This is a genomic window from Phenylobacterium sp. GW823-FHT02A09 (assembly GCF_058797775.1).
This window is the reverse complement of sequence record NZ_JBXAJZ010000001.1, coordinates 776,686-799,086: the sequence shown is the minus strand read 5'-3', so window position 1 is coordinate 799,086 and position 22,401 is coordinate 776,686. Positions and strand designations below refer to the sequence as shown.

The following is a 22,401-nucleotide window of genomic DNA, read 5'->3' as shown; positions in this document are numbered from 1 at the left end:
CCGGCCGCCGTGATATCCATCAATCGGGCCGATCGTGCTCCACCAGGATCCGCGAGGCGTCGCCGACCGGGTCCTCGTACTGCCCGCTGCGCAAGGTCCACCAGAACGCGCCAAGGCCCACCAGCGCCAAGGCGACCGAGGCCGGGGCCAGGAAAATCAGGATGTCCATCAGCGTCTCCCCGCCCCGGTGCGCAAGGCGTTCAGGGTTACGACCAGCGACGAACCGGACATCGCCAGGGCGGCGACGAACGGATTGACGAAGCCGAGCATCGCGGCCGGGGCGGCCACCAGATTGTAGAGGCCCGCGAACGAGAAGTTCTCCAGCGCCCGTCGACGCGCCGAGCGCGAGACGTCGATCGCCTCGACGACCGCCTCCAGCCGCTCGCCGGAGAACACCAGGTCGGCGGCGTTCTGGCTGGCGTCGAGCGCCGTCCCCGGCGCCATGCCCGCATGTGCTCCTGCCAGGGCGGCGGCGTCGTTTAGCCCGTCGCCGACCATCAGCACCTTTCGGCCTTCGGCGGTGCGTTCGGCGACCAGCGCGGCCTTGTCCGCCGGTGTCAGCGCTGCGCGCCAGCTCTCGATCCCCGCCTGTTCGGCCGCCCGCGCCACGGCGGCGAAGGCGTCACCCGACAGGATTTCGACGCTCAGGCCGCGCGCCTTCAGCGCCGCGACGCTCGCAGCCGCGTCGGCGCGCAGCTGGTCGGCGAACACGAAGCGGATCTTGGTCCCGCCTTCGATCCCGAACCACAGCTCGGTCTCGCTGGCCGGCGCCCCGGCGACGCCGACGAACGCGGCGCGGCCGAGCCGGGCGCGGCGCCCCCCGATCAGGCCCTCGACCCCCTGCCCCGCCGTTTCGACGACATTGTCGGCCAGCAGGGTCGGGCCGGCGTGGGCGGCCACCGCCCGCGACAGCGGGTGGGCCGAAGCCTTGGCCAGCGGCGCGGCCATCGCGATGGCGGCCGGGACCGGATCGATGAGCTGCGGCCGGCCTTCAGTCAGCACGCCGGTCTTGTCGAGCACGACATGGTCGACCTCGGCCAGCCGCTCCAGGGCGGCGCCTGACTTGACCAGGATGCCGCGCCGGAACAGGCGGGCCGAGGCGGTGACCTGCACCGCTGGAACCGCTAGCCCGAGGGCGCAGGGACAGGTGATGATCAACACCGCCACGGCGCGCAGCAGCGCCTCACGCGGCCCCAACCCCAGGGCCCAGACGCCGACGAAGGTCAGCGCCGCCGCCGTATGGATGACCGGGACATAGAGCGCCGCGGCCTTGTCGGCCAATTGCACGTACTTCGAGCGCGACTGCGCTCCAGCTTCGACCAGCCGCGCGATCGCCGCGACGGCGGAGTCCTCTGAGCGGGCCACGGCGCGCAGCCGCAGCACCCCGCCCAGGTTCAGCGCCCCGGCCTGGCAGGCCTCGCCCGCCGCAACGCGGACCGGCAGGGTCTCGCCGGTCAGCATCGACTTGTCGAGCTCGGAGACCCCGGCGGCGATCACCGCATCGACCGGGATCCGTTCGCCCGGACGGACGATCAGCTCGTCGCCGGGCGCGACCTCGCTGAGCGGGATGCGCCGTTCACCTCCGCCGTCCCCGACCAGCGTCGCGGACGGCGCCTGCATGGCCAGCAGGTCGGCGGCGGCGCTCCGTGCGCTGGCCCGCAGCCGGTGATCGAGCCAACGCCCGATCAGCAGCAGGAACAGCAGCGTGACGGCCGCATCGAAATAGGCGTCGCGGCCGCGCAGCACGGTCTCGATGAACGAGATCACCAGGGTCAGGATCACCCCGATCGAGATCGGCACGTCCATGTTGGCGCGGCCGGAGCGCAGCGAGCGCCAGGCCGACTCGAAGAACGGCATCCCGGCATAGACCGCGCACGGCGCGCCGATCACGCCGCTCATCCACATCATCAGGGTGCGGGTGGCCGGGCCGAGCTCCTGGCCGAACAGGCCCGCCCAGATCGGCACCGAGAACATCATCGCGTTGCCGGCCCCGAAGGCGGCGACGCCGAGCGCCAGGGTCAGCTTGCGGCCCTCGGCGTCGCGCGCCGCAGCCGCCTTGCCCGGATCGTAGAGCGTCGCCGGATAGCCGAGCCCATCGAGCCGCTCGAGCACCAGGCTTGGGTCGCCGGCGCCCGGCGCGAAGCCGACGGTGAGCTTGCCGGTGGTGAGGTTCAGCCGCGCCGACTCCACCGCCGGCAACGTGCGGACCTCGCCCTCGATCTTGGCCATGCAGGCGGCGCAACGCGCGCCCTTGACCAACAGCTCCAGCGAACGGCCGCCGCCCTCGGCGGGACGCAGAAATGCGGAATAGTCCTGAGCGGTCATGGCCATGTCAGTCGGCGCTCGGCTTGGAAGACCTGGCCCTGGGTCTGGACGTGAACGTCCCAGGCGCCCGCCGCGGGCTTGGCGGGCGCGCGATAGCGGCCGGGGGCTGCTTCCTCGAACTTCAGCGGCAGTTCGCCCGCCTCGGTGGCCGGCCGCCGCAACAGGCCGGTCAGCTGCAGGCCGGAAACCGGCTGCCCCTGGGCGTCGGCGATCTCGACCACGACGCCGCCGGCGTCCGGCGCCGCCGTCGCGCTCCAGCCGACGGCGGCCTGGGCCCGGCGCTGGGCCACGGCGCGGTTGTAGGCCAGGCCGTCCTCATACGGCGTCACCGACACCTGGCCGGGGTGCGAGCGATAGGCCAGCACCAGGAACAGACTGTCGACCGCGATCACCACCCCGAAGAAGGCGACCACGGAAAACAACACATGCCAACCGGTGACCCGGAACGGCTTCTTCACGGCGCGGGCGGTCATGGCGCGTTCGCAGCTCCTGACAGGAAGGTGGTTTCGGTCCGCTCCTGCGCCGCCGGGGCGGCGACGACGAAAGCGGCGGACATGTTGGCGGCGGTGACGGCGTCCGGCGGCAGGGTCACGAACACCCGCACGGCGCGCACCTCGTTGGCCGGAACTTCGACCTTCAGCACGTCGCGGCTGGCGGGATCGCCCGGCGTCTTCAGGATCGCGCCCTTGGGTCCGTCGAACGCGACGGCGTAGGTCTGGGCCTGGAAGGTGCGGTTGGCGATCTTGATCGTGTAGCCGTTGCGCACCGCCCCATCGTGCAGGCGAACGAACACCGGGTTTCGGTCGTGCAGCACGTGGACGTCCAGGGTCGGCCGGGTCAGCAGGCCCCAGGTCATCAGCCCGCCGACGACCGCCAGCGCCACGCCATAGAACACCGTGCGCGAGCGGATCAGGCGATAGACCGCCGGCTTGCCGGCCGCCCGCGCCTCGACGGCCGCGTCGGTGTCATAGGCGATCAGGCCCGTGGGCCGTTCGACCTTGAGCATGATCTCGTCGCAGGCGTCGATGCACAGGCCGCAGTTGATGCACTCCAGCTGCGCGCCGTCGCGGATGTCGATGCCCATTGGACAGGCGGTGACGCACTGGTGGCAGTCGACGCAGTCGCCGCGGCCCTCCCAGCCGGCGCTCTTCTTGTGCGCGCCGCGCGGCTCGCCGCGGTCGTAGCGATAGGTGACCTGCAGGGAATTGGTGTCCAGCATCGCGCCCTGGATGCGCGGCCAGGGGCACATGTAGATGCAGACCTGCTCGCGCATGGTCCCGGCGAACACATAGGTCGTGAAGGTCAGCAGGACGCAGAACACGTAGCCGGTGACCGGCCCCTGCCCCGTCCAGAAGTCCCGCAGCAGGCTCGGCGCGTCGTGGAAATAGAAGATCCAGGCCCCGCCGGTCGCAAAGGCGATCCCGAGCCAGGTCGCGTGCTTGCCGACCTTGCGCCAGGTCTTGCCCAGCGACCACGGCGCGGCGTCCAGGCGCATGCGCGCGTTGCGGTCGCCCTCGAACAGGCGCTCGACATAGATGAACAGGTCGGTCCAGACCGTCTGCGGACAGGCGTAGCCGCACCACAGCCGGCCGAACAGCGCCGTCACCAGGAACAGCGCCAGCGCCGACAGCACCAGCAGCCCGGTGATGAAGTGCACCTCCTGCGGCCAGAGCTGGATGTCGAAGAAGTAGAACCGGCGGCCGGCGAAATCGACCAGCACCGCCTGGTCGGGCAGCACGCCCGGCCGATCCCAGCGGATCCAGGGCGTGACATAGTAGATCGCCAGCGTGACGATCATCACCGCCCACTTGATCGCGCGCCAACGGCCGTGGACCAGCTTGGGATAGATCGGCGCGCGCGGCTTGTAGAGACCGCCGCCCGGATCCGCGCTCTTGCGGGCCCGAGCGGCGGCCGAGACGGGACCCGCTTCGTGCTTGGGGGCGGAAGCTCGGGTCCTGTCTATGACGACGGTCATGGCCCTACTGGCCTCCGGCGTTGGCGTGGATGTAGACGGCGAGCGCCTTCAGGGTTTCCGGATCGAAGCGGGCCTTCCAACTGGGCATGACCCCGTTGCGGCCGTTCCAGATCTGGGCGTGGATGTCGGCCCGCGCGGAGCCGTACAGCCACTCCTGGTCGGTCAGGTTCGGCGCGCCCTGCTTCTGGTCGCCGGTCCCGGCTGGGCCGTGACAGGCCACGCACTGGGTCTGGTAGATCGGCGCGGCGCGGCGCACCGCGGCGGCGTTGGCCGGCCGGCCCGACAGCGCCACGACGTACTCGGTCAGGTCCGAAACCTCGGCCGCGGTCAGCATCTGGTCGCGGCCGAAGGCCGGCATCTGCGAGAAGCGCGTCTGCGGATGGTCGGACCGGATACCCACCTCGATGGTGTGGTGGATGTCCTCCAGCGAGCCGCCCCACAGCCAGACGTCGTCGCGCAGGTTGGCGTAGCCCTTGGCCCCCACCCCGCCGGTGCCGTGACAGGTGGCGCAGTTGTCGCCGAACACCGACTGGCCGACCGCCTGCGCGTAGGCCTGCAGTTCCGGATCGCGCTCGATTTCCTCGAGGCTGGCGGTCTTCAGGCGCGCGGCCTGCGCCCCGCGCAGGGTCTTCAGGTCGTTCAGGGCCACCGCCACGTCGGCGCGGTCGGATTGCCCCAGCACGCCCTGGGTGTAGCTGCGCACCCCCGGCCAGGCCGGCATCAAGATCCAGTAGACCGCCGCCACGACGATGCCGGCCCAGAACATGTAGAGCCACCAGCGCGGCAGCGGGTTGTCGAGCTCGCGGATACCGTCCCACTCGTGTCCCGTGGTTTCGACGCCCGTCACCTCGTCGGCTTCACGCTTGGACATCGGGGGCCTCATCGTCTTGCAGGGGAAGGCTGGCGAGGCGCTTGAACGCCTCGCGGTTTCGCGGCCAGAGCGCGTAGACGACGCCGCAGGCGAAGATCAGCCCGAAGTAGATCAGGCCGCCCTGCTGGGCGAAGCGCGCCACCGTCTCGTAGGTGAGATCGCTCATCGACGGTTCTCCGGGGCCTTGGCCTCGTAGGTGCTGAAGTCGACGAGCGTGCCGAGCATCTGCAGGTAGGCGATCAGGGCGTCCATTTCGGACAGCCTGTCGGGCTCGCCGTCGAAGTCGCGCTGGATGACCTTGCCGCCATAGCGGGCCTGGAACTTGCTCGCCGCCGCGAAGGGGTCGGCCTGGGTCTCCAGGTCGTCCTTGGCGTTGTCGATCATGTCCTGGGTGTAGGGCACGCCGACCTTGGTCATCGCGCGGATCTTGTCCTGGATGTCGCGGTAATCGAGCGCCTTCTCGGCCAGGAAGGCGTAGGGCGGCATGACGGATTCCGGGACGACCGAGCGCGGGTCGACCAGGTGGTCCTTGTGCCAGCCGTCCGAGTACTTGCCGCCGACGCGGGCCAGGTCTGGGCCGGTGCGCTTGGACCCCCACTGGAACGGGTGGTCGTACATGCTCTCGGCCGCCAGGCTGTAGTGGCCGTAGCGTTCGACCTCGTCGCGCAGCGGGCGGACCATCTGCGAGTGGCAGGTGTAGCAGCCCTCGCGGATGTAGATGTCGCGTCCGGCCAGTTCGAGCGGGGTGTAGGGCCGCACGCCCTCCACCTCCTCGATGGTGCTCTCGAGCCAGAACAGCGGCGCGATCTCGACGATCCCCCCGATGGACACCACGATCAGGATCGCGATGACCAGCGGCAGGGAGTGCTTCTCAAGCTTGGTGTGGTGCTTCCACATGGTCGGCCTCGCCTTACTGCGCCGCGACGAGCGCGGGGGCGGGACCGCTCAGGCTCTGGGCGCTGGGCGCAGAGCTGGGCATGCGGATCGTACGCCACAGGTTGTAGGACATGATCACCGCGCCGGCGAGGAACATGGCCCCGCCCAGGGTGCGGATGACGTTCTCGATGTGCTTGGCGGCGACGGTCTCGACGAAGGAGTTCGCGAGGAAGCCCTGCGGCGTGTACTCGCGCCACATGAGGCCTTCCATGATCCCGGAAACCCACATCGCGCAGATGTAGAGAAGGATCCCCAGGGTCGCGATCCAGAAGTGCCACTCGGCCAGCTTCAGCGAGTAGAGGCCGTCCTTCTTCCACAGCCACGGGACCATGCAGTAGACGGCGCCGAAGGTGATGAAGCCGACCCAGCCGAGCGCGCCGGAGTGCACGTGGCCGATGGTCCAGTCGGTGTAGTGGCTGAGCGCGTTGACCTCGCGGATCGACATCAGCGGCCCCTCGAACGTGGCCATGCCGTAGAAGGCGATCGCGACGGCCATCATCCGGATGACCGGGTCGGTGCGCAGCTTGTCCCAGGCCCCCGAGAGGGTCATCAGGCCGTTGATCATCCCGCCCCAGGACGGCATCCACAGCATGATCGAGAAGGTCATGCCCAGGGTCTGGGCCCACTGCGGCAGCGCCGTGTAGTGCAGGTGGTGCGGCCCGGCCCAGATGTAGATGAAGATCAACGACCAGAAGTGGACGATCGACAGGCGGTACGAATAGACCGGCCGCTCCGCGCGCTTGGGCACGAAGTAGTACATCATCGCCAGGAAGCCGGCGGTCAGGAAGAAACCGACCGCGTTGTGGCCGTACCACCACTGCAGCAGGGCGTCCTGCACCCCGGCGAACAACGAGTAGCTGCGGCTGTTCAGCGGGCTGACCGGGACCGCCAGGTTGTTGACGATGTGCAGCAGCGCGATGGTGACGATGAAGGCCAGGTAGAACCAGTTCGCCACATAGATATGCGGCTCCTTGCGCTTCCAGATCGTGCCCAGGAACACGAACAGGTAGGCCACCCAGACGATCGTCAGCCACAGGTCGACCAGCCACTCGGGCTCGGCGTACTCCTTGGACTGGGTGATGCCGGCCACGTAGCCGACCGCCGCCAGCACGATGAACAGCTGGTAGCCCCAGAACACGAACCACGGCCAGACACCGCCGGCCAGGCGGGCGCGGCAGGTGCGCTGGACCACGTAGAAGGAGGTGGCGATCAGGGCGTTGCCGCCGAACGCGAAGATCACGCCGGACGTGTGCACCGGACGCAGGCGGCCGAAGTTCAGCCAGCCGTGCTCAGGGAAATAGAGCAGGTTCGGCCACGACAGCTGGGCGGCGATGAACACGCCGGCGGTCATGCCGACGATCGCCCAGAACATGGTGGCGATGACCCCTGCCCTCACCACGCCGTCGGCGTAGCGGTCCTGCGGCGATTGCAGGCGGCCGGAGTTGATGGCGACTGTCATGATCGACAGCGCGAGCAGGAAGGCCCCGAGGAAAATCCAGCCCTGGAGCCGGAACAGCGGGTCTTCGGTGAAGGCGGTGGCGAGGAGCGCGGCGAACGCGCAGATCCCCGTTGTGATGAACAGGAGGACCGCGTCGCGCGGCGCCCTGCTCTCTGGAGCCGGCAAGGTAGTCATGGTCCCCCAAGCGAGTCACGGTGACGACGCCTGGGAGATGGCCGGGCCCTGCCGTAGGGGCATTGATTTCGGTCAAGGCGCCGCTCGGGCGGCTGGTTTTTATGGCTTCAAGCCATCCAGTGAGGACGCCATGACACAGTTGAAGTCGGACCTGATCACCGTCGCCGGAGCGGCCATGCTCGTCGGCGCGGCCGTGAGCGCTGAGATGGCCTGGCTTGCGGCCCGCGGCGTCGCTGAACTGGGCGTCATCTGCGGCGCGGCCGGCCAGCCGCACTGTCCTTGGCTGATCGGCGCGGCCGCCCTGTTCGCCTCAGGCGCGGCGACGCTGATCGCGGGCCGCCGCCGTCCGAAGGCCGCGCCTATTTCTTCGACTTGAAGCGCTCGTAGTAGCTCTCGATCAGCTTGCGCGCCGCGCGGCCGATCTTGACGTAGTCCGCCTCGTTGAGATTGGCGAGCGACACCCGCCCAGCCGGCGACTGCGTGCCGAAGCCGCCGCCGGGCAGCAGCACCACGCCCGACTCCTTGGCCAGCTCGAACAGCAGGTTGGTCGGTTTGACCGTCTTCATCAGCCAGTCGACAAAGTCCTGGCCGAAGGCTTTGGCGCCCAGGTACTCCAGGTCGAGCAGCGTGTAATAGCCGACGTCGTCCGGATTGTGCTCCGGCGCCACGCCGAGCTCGCGGTAGAGCGCCGCTTCCCGCGCCCGGATCAGCCGCTTCATCGCCGCCTTGTAGTCGCCGTGGATGTCCATCAGGCAGAACAGCGAGAACAGCGCCATCTGCACCTGCTGAGGGGTCGAAAGGCCGGCGGTGTGGTTCAACGCCACCGTGCGGCTGTCGGCGACCAGCCGGTCGATGAACTTCAGCTCGCGCGGGGTCGTGGTGATCGAGCTGTAGCGCTCGTCGAGCTGCTTGAGCTGCGCCTCCGGACGCTGGCTGATCAGGCGGTCCAGCACGTTGTCGCGATGGGTGGCGATGGCGCCCAGCCGCCAGCCGGTCGCGCCGAAGAATTTCGAGAACGAGTAAACCAGGATCGTGTTCTGCGGGGCGATCGCGAACAGCGAGACGAAGTCGTCGGCGAAGGTGCCATAGACGTCGTCGGTCAGGATGATCAGGTCCGGCCGTTTCTTCACGATCCCGGCGATCCGCTCCAGCGTCTTCTGCGCGATGCGCGCCGACGGCGGGTTGCTCGGGTTGACCAGGAAGAAGGCTTTCACCGCGGGATCGAGGAGCTTGTCGATTTCCGCGTCCGGATACTGCCAGCCCAGCGCCGGATCGGCCTCGATGTTGACCTCCTTGAGCTGATAGTCATTGAGCTCGGGGATCTCGATGTAGGGCGTGAAGATCGGCATGCCGATGGCGATGGCGTCGCCGGCCGCCAGCAGGTGGTTCTCGCGCAGGGTGTTGAAGATGTAGGTCATGGCGGCCGTGCCGCCCTCGGTCGCGAAGACGTCGAACTCGCCGACGAACGGGTGCTTGCCGATCATCTCCTGGCGCAGATAGGCGCCGACCACGATCTCGGTCAGCTTCAGCATCCGGTCCGGCACCGGATAGTTGCAGCCCAGCGCCGCCTCGCACATCTCGTAGAGGAACGCCCCGGCGTCGAGGCCGAGTTGGTCGCGGACATAGGACACCGCGCCGGCCAGGAACTTCACGCCCTTATGGTGCGAGTTCTCGCGCACGAAGATCTCGAACCGGTCCTCGATCCCCTGGCGGCGCGGAAAGCCGCCGACGCCTTCGGGCATGTAGGCGAACGAGCGCTCGGATTCGCGCAGCGCGAAGTGGCTGAGCTGCAGGAAGCCGTGCCGCGGCACGGTCGCCAGGAAGTTCGGGTTGCCGCGCCCGGCGTTCAGCATCAGCCGGTTCTCGACGCTCGAGGCCAGCTCGATCAGCGCGTCCTTCAGCTCGAAGGGGCTCAGCTGCGACAGTTCTTCGATCTTGGGATCCATGGGGCTTCTCCGAGCAGGACTAGACGAGGCCGACCACAAGCGGTCCGAGCAGGGTCAGCAGCACATTGGCCAGGGCGTAGGTGATGGCGAAGGGGACGGTCGGCGCGGTGCTCTCGGCCTTGGCCAGCACCTCGCCGAAGGCCGGATTGGCGCTGCGCGACCCGGCCAGCGCGCCGGCGAACACTGCAGCGTTGTCGTAGCGCAGCAGATAGCGGCCGATGACCATGGTGATCAGCAGCGGCAGCAGGGTCACGACGATGCCGAGCAGGAAGATCGTCGCGCCGTTTTCCTGAACGGTGACCAACGCTTGCTTGCCGGAGTTCAGACCCACGACGGCGACGAACGCGGCCAGCCCGAAGTCCTGCAGCAGCTGTCCGGCCGGATGCGGCATGGCCCCGAACACGGGCCGCTTGGCCCGCAGCCAACCGAACACCAGGCCCGAGAGCAGCGCGCCGCCCCCCGCGCCGAGGGTCAGCGGGATGTCGCCGAGCTGGACGCTGAGCAGGCCTATCAACAGGCCGACCAACACCCCGAGCCCGAGATAGACGAAGTCGGTCTTGTCGCTGGTGTCGACCGGATAGCCCGCCTCCTTCGCCGCGCGGGCCGTGTCGGTGGCCGAGCCGTAGAAGGTGATCACGTCGCCATGCTGCACGATCGTCTCGGGCAGGACCGGGATCGGCCGTCCCATTCGGGTGATGCTCTCGACATAGACCCCGTGACGCATGTCGCGGTCGACGGCGTACCTGACCTGATTGATGGTCATGTTGTTCATGCCCTTGCGGGTGAACACGGCCTGGCGCGACTGCATCGCCAAAGGCGGACCGTTGTGATCGAGCACCTCGGGCCCGATGGTCTTGGCGGCGTCGACGACCTCGGTGCGCCGGCCGACGACGACGACGAAGTCGCCCGCCTCCAGGCGCTGATCGGGCCTCAGCTCGAGCATCTGGGTGCCCCTGCGGATCATCTCGACGGTGAAGTCGTCCCCGCCGGTGGCTTCCACCTCCTGCACCGTCTTGCCGACCGCGTGCTCGACGCGATAGGCGCGGCCGACCAGCGACGGCATCGCCGGGGTCGCCCCTTGGCCCAGCACCGCGCCGCCGCGCAGCTTCGCCTCGATGGCCGCCGCGGCGGACTTGATGTCCGCGCCCATGAACCGCGGCAGGATGTTCACGCAAACGATGATCGCGCCCAGCGACCCGAAGACGTAGGTCACGGCGTAGCCGATCGCGACGTTGGCCTGCATCTGCTTGATCTGCTCGGGCGGCAGCGGCAGCCGGGCGATGGCGTCGCCGGCGGTGCCGATGATCGCCGACTGGGTCAGGGCGCCGCCCGCAAGTCCCGCCGCCAGGCCCTTGTCCAGATGGAACATCTTGGCCAGCACGATCACCGTGATCAGCGCCGTGACGGCCAGGATCACCGCCAGGGCGATCTCGCGCAGGCTCGACTTGTTCAGCGAGTTGAAGAACTGCGGCCCGCTGTTGTAGCCGACCGCATAGATGAACAGCGCGAACATCACCGACTTCACGCCGTTGTCGATCTCGACCCCGACCTGGCTGATCACCACGGCGGCCAGCAGCGAGCCGCCGACTCCGCCCAGCTGGAAGCGCCCGAAGTTGATCTTGCCGACCGCGTACCCGATCGCCAGCGTCAGGAAGAGCGCCGCTTCCGGTGACTTCTGGAACAAGGCGTGGAGCCATTCCATGCGCCGTCCTCCTTCAACTCATATTCGCCGCGACCCCGACCACGATCGGGCCGAGCAGCGGCAACAGGACATTGGAGATCGCGTAGGTGACCGTGTAACCGACGACGGGCGTTGAGTTTCCCGCCGCCGCCGTCACGGCGCTGATCGCGGGCGTGCTGCACTGCTGGCCGGCGATGGCCCCCAGTAGGAACGGCGCCTCGATCTTCAGGAACTTCCGGCCGATGAACAGCGACGCCAGCGCCGGAAGCAGCGCGGCCAGCATCCCGGCGATCGGCAGGGTCAGGCCATATTCCTTGATCAGACGGATGGCGTCCGGGCCCGCCGACAGGCCGACCGCCGCGATGAAGGTCGCCAGCCCGAAGTCCTTGAGGATCTGGGCGGCCGAACTCGGGAAGTTCCAGGCCCCGCTGCGCCGCGTCGCCAGCCAGCCGAACACCAGTCCCGACAGCAGGCAGCCGCCGCCCGTCCCCAGCGAGATCCGGATCCCGGCGATGGTCACGCCCAGCAACCCGATGAGGATGCCGACCAGGATGCCGACGCCGATCATCACGAAGTTGGTGTGGTCGCCGGCCTCGACCAGACGTCCCAACTCGCGCGAGGCCCGAACGACCGTGCGCTCGGCGCCGTAGAGCGTAACGACGTCGCCGTTCTGGATCTGGGTCTCAGGTAGGACTGGGATGTCGTGGCCCATCCGCCGGACCCGCGAGATGTAGACCCCACGCTGGATGTCGAGCGGCGCCAGTTCGCGCAGCTGCCGGATCGGACGGCCGGTGACCTGCCCGCTCGCCACCACGACGTCGTGGCTCACCAGCGGCATGTTGAGATCGTCGGGGACCTGCTGCTCGGGGCCGAGCTTGGCCGCTGCGGCGAGTACGCCGGCCCGGCGGCCCACCAGCATCAGCACGTCGCCGGCGCGCAGCTGATCCTCGCCGTGGGCGTCGTGGACCGCGCCGCCGCGGGCGATGCGCTCGATCGTGGCGTCGTGGCCAAGGCTCGCCTCGAACTCGGCGACCGTCGCGCCGGCGGACGGTCCGGCGAGATAGGCGCGTCCCACCAGCTCCGGCATCGCCCGGGCGGCGGCGGCGGCCTCCCCCTCCCCCATGCGTTGGGCCAGGGCGGCCGCCTCCTTCTTCAGGTCGATCCGCATCAACAGCGGCGCGAACTGGCTGGTGAACAGCACGATGGTGATCAGGCCGACCAGGTAGGTGACGCTGTAGGCCGTGGCGATCTGGCCCTGCAGCGCGACCGCCTCCTCGGCCGGGATCGGCAGGTGCGTCACCGCTTCGGCCGCGGTGCCGATCACCGCCGACTCCGTCGCCGAACCGGCCAGGAGCCCGGCGGCCGCGCCCGGATTGAGCCCCAGCACCGCCGTGGCGGTGAGCACCACGGCCATCACCACCACCACCTCGACCAGCGACAGCGCGCCGAAGCGCCAGCCCTGGCGGATGTTGGCGAAGAACTGCGGGCCGCCGGTGAAGCCCAGCGCGAAGATGAACAGCGCAAAGGCGATGTTCTTGAGGTCTGGATCCAGCCGCACCCCGCTCTGGCCCAGGATCAGCGCCACGATCAGCGTGCCGCACACCCCGCCCAGCTGCACCGGCCCCAGCTTGATCGCGCCGATCAGGTAACCGAGCGCCAGCGCCACGAACAACGCCATCTCCGGGTGGTGCGCGAGCGTCTCGATCATCTGACGAAATCGTATTTGATGCTGGTCTGCAGGCGGGTGACGTCGGCGCTGCGCCCGTCCTGCAGTTCCAGGCGGCCATAGAGCGCCTCGACGCCCACCGTGAAGTTCGGATTGCCCTGCCAGATCAGGTTGAGCGCGCCATAGCCGCTCGAACGATAGGCGCTGTCGGACAGGTAGGGGTTGCGGTCGAGCACCACCCCGCCGCCGACCAGGCTCGTGCGCCACTTCGGCGACCAGTGATGGGTGTAGCCGAGATAGCCGCCATAGGCGGTCAGCAGGTCGACGTCTCCGCTGGGGGTGATGACGCCGTCATAGCCCTTGCCGCCAAGATCGTTGAAATAGCGGGCGATCCCCTCGCCATAGGTGAACGCGCCCATCACGAAATCGCCGCCCAGCTTCACCAGGCCAGAGGCGCTGACGCCGTACCCGTACTCGCTATGGTCGTTGGTCCCGAACTCGTAGCCGACGTTGCGCACGACCGCGCCGCCCTGCAGGTGGCCCCACTCGCGCTCGAGCCGCAGGGCCGCCGTCAGATCCGGCATCTGCTGATAGGCGCGCTGGCCGCTCGTCAGCGGGATGTCCGACGACGGATCCTCGATCGAGAACGTCGTGGTCACGCCACGGCCGATCTTCCAGATGTACCGGAGCGACGCGAGCCGCAGCAGCATCTCGCCGCCCGGCCCCTCGTCGTCCAGCGTCTCCGGATAGGCGTCGGAGTCGACGAAGGCGCTGTAGCCATAGCCGCCGTAGAGGTTGCCGACCTGGCCGTGCGCCTGGCGCAGGCGGAACGCCGTGGTCCCAGCCCCGCCATAGAAATCGTTCTCCAAGTAGAACCGCAGCGCGCCCAGCGAGCTCGGGCGCCGGACATCGAAGCTGAACCGCGTGGCGTTGGCGTCGACATTGGCGTTGTGCGCGTCGCCGACCCCGACCGGGATCGTCGAGGTGACCAGCTTGTCCGGGTTGCCCGCCGGCGCGAAGTCGTAGATCGCGTTGACCTTGGCGAAGCCGCCGAGCTTCACCATCGTCTCCGTGCCGGGGATCGGAATGAAGCCCTTCAGTTCTGGATCGTTGGGCGGCGGCCGTGTGTCGGCGCGCGCCACGCCGGTCAGTTCGTCGCCGATCGTCTCGCGCGCCGGCAGGCTCGGCCCGCTGGCGGCGACAGTCGGCCGGGCGGCCAGCGGTCTGGCTTCCTCCGGCGCCGCGACGCCCTTCTTCTCGACGGTGTCGAGCCGCGCCTCCAGCCCGGCGATGGTCTTTTTCAGATTGGCGATTTCGGCCCGCAGCGCCGCGGTGTCGTCCTGGCCATGCGCAGGAGTGGCGATCGCGAACAGCACGCCGGCCGACACAAGCAGACGCCCCGGGATGATCGCCCCCGTGCTTTCCACGCCAGCCCCTCTAACGCTGTTCTCCGAAAGGGAGAATGCGCTCAACCGAAAGGCGTTCCGCGAGAAGCTGCGCCAAAAAGGGGTATAGTGGCGCGTATGTGGCGCTGACCTGGCGTTTTCGGGGCCGGGTCAGCGCCTTTCTACTGATCAGTAGGTGAAGCGCAGGCCCACCGTGAACCGGCGGCCGACGATGTCGTGCGCCGCGCCGGAGTTCGGGCTGCCGAAGATGAAGGTGTTCGGCGACACCGGCGGGTCGACGTCGAACAGGTTGCTGATCACCCCGAACGCTTCGAGCGAGCGCGCCCCGTCGTCCCTGATCTTCCAGGCCGCGGACGCCGTGGTCACGAACTGGCTGTCGACGTGGGCGTCGTCATAGGTCTGCTCGACGTCATAGACGCCTTCGCCGACGTAGCGGCCCTGGAGGTAGCCCTTGAACGGTCCGTTCTCGTAGGAGGCGCTGGCGGTCCAGCGCCAGTGCGGCCGGTTGTTGCCGACCTCGCCGGCCGTATCGAGCGAGGTCACTCCGTCGTTGGTCACGTAGCGGTCGAGGTAGCTGGCCAGGAAGCGCAGCGTCAGGTCGCCGTCGACCGCCTCGAAGATGTTCGACAGCGGGGTCGAGTAGCTGACCTCGGTATCGACGCCGCGCACCTGGATGCTCGACAGGTTGATGAACGTCCGCATCACCTCGTTGAGCGACCCGTCCGGATTGCGGGTGATGTAGCGGCAGAGGTCGCTCGCGCCGGCCGCGCACCGGTTGACGATGCTCTGCCCGGTCAGGGTCGAGATCGCGCCCTGCAGGTCGATGTCGTAATAGTCCACCGACAGCCGCAGGCGGGGCGCGAACGCCGGTTCGTAGACGATGCCGGCGGTGAAGGTGTCGGCCTCCTCCGGCTGCAGCGCCAGATTGCCCTGCTGCGGCGAGCGAACCGTCGACTGCCGGCCGGTCACCGGATCTGTGATCGACGAGAAGGTCAGCACGTAGGACGAGTACAGCTCCGAAAGGTTCGGGGCCCGGATGTCGCGCGAACGGGTCGCCCGGAACTTCAGGCCGTCGAACGGCTCGTAGGTGAAGCCCGCCTTCCAGGTCCAGACCGTGCCGCTGGTCGAATAGTTGGTCGCGCGGACCGCACCGTTGAAGTCCAGCGACTGGGCGAAGGCCATGTCCTTGGCCAGCGGGATGACCGTTTCGACGAAGGCTTCCTGGACGTCGTACGAGCCCTTCATCGCCTTCGGGTTGCCGATCGAGAACAGCCCGGCCTGCGCCATGGCGTCGACGCGCTGATCGACGGAGTCCTTGCGGTATTCCAGGCCCGTCGCGATCGAGACCGGTCCGGCCCAGGTCGAGAACGGCTCGCCCGACAGACTGGCGGCGGCCGCCTGCTGCTCGATGTTCGCGACGAGGTGCTGGCTGCCGGTGACGTAGTCGATCGCCGCCGCCGAGGGCGAGCCCTCGCCGAACAGGTTGATCGGCACGCAGCCATTGCCCGGCGCGCTCAGGGTCGAGCGGCAGACGATCTGGTTGTTCGCCGGGTTGATCACCGCGTCCAGGGCGTTGGTGAAATTGGCCGCGATCCGGTTGTTGAAGATCCGCGCCGCATAGCGGTTCTGGCCGTACTGGTAGTAGGCGTCCCAGTTCCAGCCGTCGCCGAAGTCGCCCTTCAGGCCGACGACGATGCGCGCCGTGGCGTTCTTGTTGTCGACGACGTTGAAGGCGATGTCGCGGTTGAAACGGCCCATCCGGAAGGTCGAGACGCCATTGGCGTCCATCAGCGCCCCGACGTTGGCCGGCAGATAGGCGTTGTCGCGGCGGATCGTGAGCGTCCCCAGGTCATAGGACGTCGAGAGATTGAAGGTCGTCTCCGCGTAGGCGACCGAAGCCTCGACGAACGCCTCGACGTTGTCGGTGACGTCGTACGTGGTCCGGGTGAACAGGTTGGCCCGGGTCAGCGGGGTCATCAGGCTGATGATGTCGCCCGGATAAAGCCCGTCGCCATCGGTGTGGTACTGGGTGCCGACGTTGTTGCCATAGCGGAACGGCGCGGTGACGCCGCCAGGCAGGAACTGCAGCCCCTTCAGCGGGCCATCGGTGATCAGACCGCCCAGCGTCGCAACCGAGGCGGTGACATTCGGAACAAGCAGGTTCTGCGGCTGGCCGTTGCCCGCGCGATAGGCCGGGTTGGCTATGACCTGCTGGTGCTCGCGGAACCAGTCGCGGTCGGCCCCGACGCCCTTCATGTCGACGAACTCCGACGCGGCCATGAAGTGACCGCGACCGCCGGCGAAGCGGAAGCCGCCGGCCAGGGCGACGTTGAACTCCTCGTTGTCCTTGTATTGGCTGGTGCTGCCCTGGACCTGGCCTTCGAGACCTTCGAGGTCTTCGCGGAAGATCAGGTTCACGACCCCGGCCACGGCGTCCGAACCCCAGGCGGCCGAGGCGCCGCCGGTGACCACTTCGACCCGCCCCAACAGCGAGGCGGGAATGACGTTGATGTCGACCAGGCCGCTCGCCGTCGTCGGCACGTGCCGGCGGCCGTCCACCAGCACCAGGGTGCGGTTGTTGCCCAGGTCGCGCAGGTTCAGGAAGTTCGCGCCAGCGTTCTGCGAGCTGTGCGAAGTGGTCGACGGGGTCGTGCCGCCGCCGAAGGTCGGCAAGGTGTTCAGCATGTCGGCGACATTGGTCGCCGCGACCGCCTGCAGGTTTTCCGTCCCGACCACGGTCGTCGGCGTCGGCGCGTCGAAGCCCGAGCGGTTCACCCGGCTGGCGGTGACGACGAGTTCGTCGACCAGATCCTGGGCGAGCGCCGGACCCGCCGGCGCCAGGCAGGCCATCACCAGGCTGCTGGCACCCGCCAGAGCCGTCTTGCGCAGCCGGCCGCAGGCCGCAGCGCGGCCGTAGGAAGTCGTGATAATTCGCATGGTCCCCTCGTCGATGCCCGTCATGCGAACGGCGCTTGCTGCCGCCCGTCGTGTTGTCGACGCGGACCTTTGGTCGGCGACCCCGTGACGCCAATGTCGAAGGCTTCCTCAGCCCATAACCGAAGCTCATGGGTCTGGCGGCGTCCGGGGAATCTTCCGGGTGCGGCAGATGCCCCCTGTGGCGGCGCTGAATGATCGGCTATTCCGCAGTCGCGTGAAATCGACGCGACCCCGCACGCACGGTGTTGCGCATCAGGGTTTCAGTGGCGTTGAGGGGGAATGGTCATGGTCTCAGTTCCGGGTTCTTCGATGAACCTGCGCCACATCGAAGTCTTCCACGCGGTCTACCAGTCGGGCTCGGTCAGCGCCGCCTCCCGCGCCCTCAACGTCTCCCAGCCGTCGGTCAGCAAGGTGCTCAAGCACGCCGAGAGCCGGATCGGATTTCGCCTGTTCCGCCTCGTGAAGGGGCGCCTGGTGCCTACCGATGAGGCGCACACCCTGTTCCGCGAGGTCGACGACATCTACGGCCGGATCGAATCCCTCCGGCAGACGACGCGGAACCTCCGCGCCGGCGGCGACGGGCACATCCGGCTGGCGGTCCTGCCCTCTCTCGGGCTCGGCGTCGCGCCCGCCGCGGTCGCGCGGTTTCGCCAGCAACGGCCTAATGTTTCCTTCGATATCCACACCCTGCACAACGACGACATCCTGAAGGCGCTGTACGAGCGCAACAGCGATCTGGCGGTGGCCTACGACGCCCCGCGGCACCCCCGACTGGCCGACGTCCGCATCGGCTCGGGCGAGCTCGTCATGCTCTATCGGAAGGACGAAATTCCCGACGCGCCCGAGCGGCTCAGCCTCGACGCGGCCCGCGACCGCGACCTCATCAGCCTGGCCGGCAGCGGCCCGGTCGGCGCCCTGTTCGCCAGCGAAGTGGTGCAGGACGACCCCGGGCGCAGCGAGCGCATCTTCGTCCAGACCTACTATGTCGCCGCCGCCCTGGTGCGGCACGGCGCGGGGGTCGCCGTGGTCGATGAGTTCACCGCCCGCGCCAGCCTCAGCCCTGAACTCGACTTCCGGCCGCTGACCCCGAAAGTCACCTTCGGCGTGCACTGCATCTACCTCGAAGACCGGCCGCCCTCGCGCCCTGCGCGCGACTTCATCGCGGTCCTGCAGCAGACCCTCGCCGAACGGCACACATAACCGCCGGCTATATCGCAGCCCCGTCTTTGACCTATCGCGGGAGCCGCCGGACGACATGATCCAGCCCGCCGGGCGCGCCCTGGCTGGTCTGGAGCTGTTGATGATCCCCTCCCCGTTTCTCCTCTATCTCGGCGACTCTAAGGACGAGCTGTCGGTGAAAACCTCGCGCGGCGTCGCCGTCTGGCGTCCGCAGGCCTGCGTCGGGGAATTCCGCGGTCCGAACTGCAACCAGACCCTCGGCCTGCCGCACCTCGACTTCGACGAGGCCAAGGCCAAGGGCGCCAAGACCGTGATCATCGGCGTCGCCAACGCCGGCGGGATCATGGGGCCCGGCATTGTCGCCGACGTGGTCGCCGCGCTCCGCGCCGGCCTGAACGTCGCCTCGGGGCTGCATGACCGGCTTCGCAACCACCCCGAAATCGTCGAGGCCGCTGCAGCCGGCGGCTTGGAACTCTTCGACGTCCGCGAACCGCCGGCCGACATCCCCGTCGGCAACGGCCGTCCCCGCGCCGGCATGCGCCTGCTGACCGTCGGCACCGACTGCTCGGTCGGCAAGATGTACACGACCCTCGCCCTCGAGAGGGAAATGCAGGCCCGCGGCCTCAAGGCCGATTTCCGGGCCACCGGCCAGACCGGCATCTTCATCGCCCAGTCCGGCGTGCCGATCGACGCCGTCATCGCCGACTTCATCTCCGGCGCCGCCGAGCAGATCTCGCCGGCCCGCCACGACGGCGGCTGGGATCTGCTGGAGGGCCAGGGCTCGCTGTTCCATCCGTCCTATGCCGGCGTTTCGCTCGGGCTGCTGCACGGCGCCCAGGCCGACGCCCTGGTCCTCTGCCACCAACCAGGGCGCGAGAGCATGCGGGGCCTTCCCGGCCGCGCCCTGCCCGATCTCAAGACCTGCCTGGAGGCCAATCTCGCCGCAGCGCGGCTGACCAATCCCGACGTGATCGCCGTGGGCGTGGCGCTCAACACCTCGGGCATGTCCGCCGAAGCCGCCCAGCGCGCCTGCACGGAGGCGAGCGACCTGCTCGGCCTCCCCGCCCAGGACCCGGTGTCCATGGGCGTCAATCTCATCGTCGACAGGCTGATCGCATGCTTCGAACCTTCCAAGCTCGCCGCGAACACTGGCCGCTAGCCGCGCCGTTCCGCATCTCGCGAGGCGTGAAGACGGCGGCCGACGTGGTCGCCGTCGAGATCGGGCACGACGGTCACGGCGGTCACGGCGAGGCCGTGCCTTACGCCCGCTACGGCGAGACGCTCGACAGCGTGTTGGCCCAGGTCGAAGCGGTGGCGCAGGCGGTTCGCGGCGGCATGACCCGGATCGAGCTCCTGCGCGCCCTGCCCCCGGGCGCGGCCCGCAACGCCATCGACTGCGCGCTCTGGGACCTGGAGGCCAAGCTGGCGGGTCGCACCGTCGCCGAACTCCTGCATCAACCTGAACCGGCGCCGGTGACCATCGCCCTGACCGTCAGCCTGGACACGCCCGAAGCCATGGGCCGGGCCGCCGCGGCGATGAACGGCGCGCCCGTCATCAAGGTCAAAGTCGATGCGGAGCAGCCGGAGGCCTGCCTGCGCGCCGTCCGCGCCGCAGCGCCGCAGGCCCAGCTGATCGTCGATCCGAACGAAGGCTGGAACTTCGAGCTGCTTCGCGACATCCAGCCCCTGCTGCAGGAACTAGGGGTGGCCCTGGTCGAACAGCCGCTGCCGGCCGACCAGGATCACCAATTGGCCGGGTTCAACCCCGCCATCCCGATCTGCGCTGATGAATCGTGCCACGTCGCCGCCGATTTGGGCGACCTCGCCGGCCGCTATCAGGTCGTGAACATCAAGCTGGACAAGACCGGCGGCCTGACCGAAGCCCTCGACCTGCTGGCCGCGGCCAGGGCCGGCGGATTCGGCGTGATGATCGGCTGCATGGTCTCGAGTTCGCGCTCCATCGTCCCGGCCCTGCTGCTGGCGGGCGAGGCCGAGTTCGTCGATCTCGACGGCCCGTTATGGCTCAAGGCCGATCATCCGGGCGGCGTGCGCCTGGAGGCCGGCAAGCTGACGCCGGCCGCGCCGGGGTTCTGGGGAACGCCATGCCCGCCGGCTATGACCTCGCCAAGCGTCTGACGCTAGGCGCGGCCCGACCGGGGGGCGAGAGTTGCTGACGGCGCGAGGGCGCCTGTTTGGGGGAGAGGCTCAATGAAGACGTCCAAGAAGATCGCCGTCGCCGGCGCCAGCGCTCTGGCGCTCTCGGCCGGGGCGCTCGGCCTGGCCCACGCGCAGTCGGGCCAGCAGGTCGACGTGCTGATCAAGGGCGGGACCGTCTATGACGGCGGCCAGGGCGCCGGCGTCACCGCCGACGTCGCGATCACTGGCGGCAAGATCGTCTTCGTCGGAGACGCCGCCAAGGCGAAGATCAAGGCCGCGACCGCTATCGACGCCAAGGGCAAGCTCGTCACCCCCGGCTTCATCGATCCCCACACCCACTATTTCGAGGACCTGTCGTCTGCCGACGCCGGCATGCGCCGCAATCTGGCGGCTGCCATGCAGGGCGTGACGACCGTCTTCGTCGGCAGCGACGGCCGCGCCGCGCCCGAGGTGAAGGACACCTTCGCCAAGCTCGAACAGAACGGCGTCGGGACCAACGTCGCCACCTATGTCGGCTTCGGCACCCTGCGCCAGCGTGTGCTGGGCGATTCCGACCGCGCGCCGAACGCGGCCGAACTCGACCAGATGAAGGGCATGGTCGCCAAGGCCATGTGCGAAGGCGCGCTCGGCCTCTCGACCGGCCTGTTCTATCCGCCGCAGAGCTACGCCAAGACCGAGGAGGTCATCGCCCTCGCCAAGGAGGCGGCCAAGCGCGGCGGGACCTACGACAGCCACATCCGCGATGAGTCCTCGTACACGATCGGTCTGAAGGGCGCGGTGCAGGAGGTGTTCGACATCGGCAAGGGCGCCGGCATCCCCGTCCACATCGGCCACATCAAGGCGCTCGGCGTCGACGTCCAGGGCCAGGCCGGCGAGATCATCAAGATGGTCGAGGCGGCCCAGGCCTCCGGCCTGAAGGTCACCGCCGACCAGTATCCCTGGGCGGCGTCGGGCACCGGGCTATCGGCCGCCCTGCTGCCGCGCTGGGCGCAGGTCGACGGCGAGGCGGCGATGCTGAAGCGCCTCTCCGACCCGACCCTCGGCCCGAAGATCCGCGCCGAAATGGCCGAGAACATGCGCCGCCGCGGCGGGGCCGACTCCCTGCTGCTCACCCGCACGCGGGTCAGCGAGGCCATGGGCAAGACCCTGGCCGAGATCGCCAAGGTCTGGAACGTCGATCCAATCGAGGCGGCCGTACGGATCCTGCAGCGCGGCGACGCCGGCGTCGCCTCGTTCAATCAGAGCGAAGCGGACATCAAGGCGTTCATGCAACAGCCCTGGGTCATGACCTCGTCCGACGGCTCCGAGGGCCACCCGCGCAAGTACGCCAGCTTCGCCGAGAAGTACGCCAAGTACGTCAAGGCAGAGAAGACGGTCAGCGTCACCGACTTCGTCCACCGCAGCACCGGCCTGACCGCCGACACCTTCGGGCTGACCGACCGCGGCTATCTCCGGCCCGGCTACCACGCGGACGTCGTGGTGCTGGATCCGGCGACCTACGCCCCCAAGGCCACCTACGTGCAGCCCGAACTGCTGTCGGTCGGCGCCGAACAGGTGCTTGTGAACGGCAAGTTCGTGGTCCGCGACGGCAAGCCCACCGACGCCCTGCCCGGCACGGGCGTCCTGCACGCGCCGACCGCCGGCTCCTGCAGCTGACCCTGGGGGAACGGAGAGCGAAAAGGATGCGCA

At 68.7% G+C, this 22,401-nt stretch carries 18 protein-coding genes; 5 read left to right on the top strand and 13 right to left on the bottom strand.

The features are described from left to right. Positions 1-19 precede the first annotated feature (19 nt). From ccoS to ccoN, 8 genes are read right to left on the bottom strand one after another with little or no spacing between them, the layout of a single operon-like run. The gene (gene ccoS / locus AC1Q87_RS04050) at positions 20-169 is read right to left on the bottom strand and encodes a cbb3-type cytochrome oxidase assembly protein CcoS (RefSeq protein WP_492607693.1); all 150 of its coding nucleotides are present in this window, start codon (positions 167-169) and stop codon (positions 20-22) included. Further along, positions 169-2,331, bottom strand: a complete 2,163-nt coding sequence (locus AC1Q87_RS04045; RefSeq protein ID WP_492607692.1) for a heavy metal translocating P-type ATPase — start codon at positions 2,329-2,331, stop codon at positions 169-171. The genes ccoS and AC1Q87_RS04045 overlap by 1 nt, the downstream gene beginning before the upstream one ends. After that, positions 2,322-2,798: a FixH family protein gene (locus AC1Q87_RS04040; protein WP_492607691.1), complete on the bottom strand. Its 477-nt coding sequence runs from the start codon at positions 2,796-2,798 to the stop codon at positions 2,322-2,324. The genes AC1Q87_RS04045 and AC1Q87_RS04040 overlap by 10 nt, the downstream gene beginning before the upstream one ends. Beyond that, positions 2,795-4,300, bottom strand: a complete 1,506-nt coding sequence (ccoG, locus tag AC1Q87_RS04035) for a cytochrome c oxidase accessory protein CcoG (protein ID WP_492607690.1) — start codon at positions 4,298-4,300, stop codon at positions 2,795-2,797. Before ccoG ends, AC1Q87_RS04040 begins: the two co-directional genes overlap by 4 nt. Positions 4,301-4,304: 4 nt before the next feature. Then, complete coding sequence (ccoP, locus tag AC1Q87_RS04030; RefSeq protein WP_492607689.1) at positions 4,305-5,171, bottom strand: cytochrome-c oxidase, cbb3-type subunit III; 867 nt, start codon at positions 5,169-5,171, stop codon at positions 4,305-4,307. Then, entirely contained in the window at positions 5,158-5,337 is a 180-nt protein-coding gene (locus tag AC1Q87_RS04025) for a cbb3-type cytochrome c oxidase subunit 3 (RefSeq protein WP_267230235.1), read from the bottom strand. The genes ccoP and AC1Q87_RS04025 overlap by 14 nt, the downstream gene beginning before the upstream one ends. Continuing rightward, positions 5,334-6,068 carry a cytochrome-c oxidase, cbb3-type subunit II gene (ccoO, locus tag AC1Q87_RS04020; RefSeq protein ID WP_492607688.1) on the bottom strand — a complete coding sequence of 245 codons (735 nt, stop codon included), beginning with the start codon at positions 6,066-6,068 and terminating at the stop codon, positions 5,334-5,336. The genes AC1Q87_RS04025 and ccoO overlap by 4 nt, the downstream gene beginning before the upstream one ends. A gap of 13 nt (positions 6,069-6,081) precedes the next feature. Beyond that, a complete protein-coding gene (ccoN, locus tag AC1Q87_RS04015) occupies positions 6,082-7,740 on the bottom strand; it encodes a cytochrome-c oxidase, cbb3-type subunit I (protein ID WP_492607687.1) in 1,659 nt (552 codons plus the stop codon). Positions 7,741-7,870: 130 nt separating this feature from the next. Here ccoN and AC1Q87_RS04010 point away from each other — a divergent pair, with 130 nt between their 5' ends. Further along, on the top strand, positions 7,871-8,116 hold the full coding sequence (locus AC1Q87_RS04010; protein WP_492607686.1) for a hypothetical protein: 246 nt from the start codon (positions 7,871-7,873) through the stop codon (positions 8,114-8,116). On the opposite strand, the gene AC1Q87_RS04005 is transcribed toward AC1Q87_RS04010, so the two are convergent. From AC1Q87_RS04005 to AC1Q87_RS03985, 5 genes are all read right to left on the bottom strand, one after another. Further along, positions 8,100-9,686 carry a bifunctional aspartate transaminase/aspartate 4-decarboxylase gene (locus tag AC1Q87_RS04005; protein WP_492607685.1) on the bottom strand — a complete coding sequence of 529 codons (1,587 nt, stop codon included), beginning with the start codon at positions 9,684-9,686 and terminating at the stop codon, positions 8,100-8,102. The genes AC1Q87_RS04010 and AC1Q87_RS04005 overlap by 17 nt on opposite strands. A 19-nt stretch (positions 9,687-9,705) precedes the next feature. Further along, positions 9,706-11,388 (bottom strand): aspartate-alanine antiporter, encoded by a 1,683-nt coding sequence (aspT, locus tag AC1Q87_RS04000; RefSeq protein ID WP_492607684.1) that lies wholly within the window; start codon positions 11,386-11,388, stop codon positions 9,706-9,708. A gap of 13 nt (positions 11,389-11,401) precedes the next feature. Further along, the gene (aspT, locus tag AC1Q87_RS03995) at positions 11,402-13,075 is read right to left on the bottom strand and encodes an aspartate-alanine antiporter (protein ID WP_492607683.1); all 1,674 of its coding nucleotides are present in this window, start codon (positions 13,073-13,075) and stop codon (positions 11,402-11,404) included. Beyond that, on the bottom strand, positions 13,072-14,460 hold the full coding sequence (locus AC1Q87_RS03990) for a DcaP family trimeric outer membrane transporter (protein WP_492607682.1): 1,389 nt from the start codon (positions 14,458-14,460) through the stop codon (positions 13,072-13,074). The genes aspT (AC1Q87_RS03995) and AC1Q87_RS03990 overlap by 4 nt, the downstream gene beginning before the upstream one ends. 147 nt (positions 14,461-14,607) lie before the next feature. Continuing rightward, the gene (locus AC1Q87_RS03985) at positions 14,608-17,400 is read right to left on the bottom strand and encodes a TonB-dependent receptor plug domain-containing protein (protein ID WP_492607681.1); all 2,793 of its coding nucleotides are present in this window, start codon (positions 17,398-17,400) and stop codon (positions 14,608-14,610) included. Between the two features lie 261 nt (positions 17,401-17,661). Here AC1Q87_RS03985 and AC1Q87_RS03980 point away from each other — a divergent pair, with 261 nt between their 5' ends. From AC1Q87_RS03980 to AC1Q87_RS03965, 4 genes are all read left to right on the top strand, one after another. Beyond that, positions 17,662-18,576: a LysR family transcriptional regulator gene (locus AC1Q87_RS03980; protein ID WP_492607680.1), complete on the top strand. Its 915-nt coding sequence runs from the start codon at positions 17,662-17,664 to the stop codon at positions 18,574-18,576. A gap of 55 nt (positions 18,577-18,631) precedes the next feature. Further along, on the top strand, positions 18,632-19,714 hold the full coding sequence (gene dgcN, locus AC1Q87_RS03975; RefSeq protein ID WP_492607679.1) for an N-acetyltransferase DgcN: 1,083 nt from the start codon (positions 18,632-18,634) through the stop codon (positions 19,712-19,714). After that, positions 19,672-20,691 (top strand): N-acetyl-D-Glu racemase DgcA, encoded by a 1,020-nt coding sequence (dgcA, locus tag AC1Q87_RS03970; RefSeq protein WP_492607678.1) that lies wholly within the window; start codon positions 19,672-19,674, stop codon positions 20,689-20,691. Before dgcN ends, dgcA begins: the two co-directional genes overlap by 43 nt. A 72-nt stretch (positions 20,692-20,763) precedes the next feature. Continuing rightward, entirely contained in the window at positions 20,764-22,368 is a 1,605-nt protein-coding gene (locus tag AC1Q87_RS03965; protein ID WP_492607677.1) for an N-acyl-D-amino-acid deacylase family protein, read from the top strand. Positions 22,369-22,401: the final 33 nt, after the last annotated feature.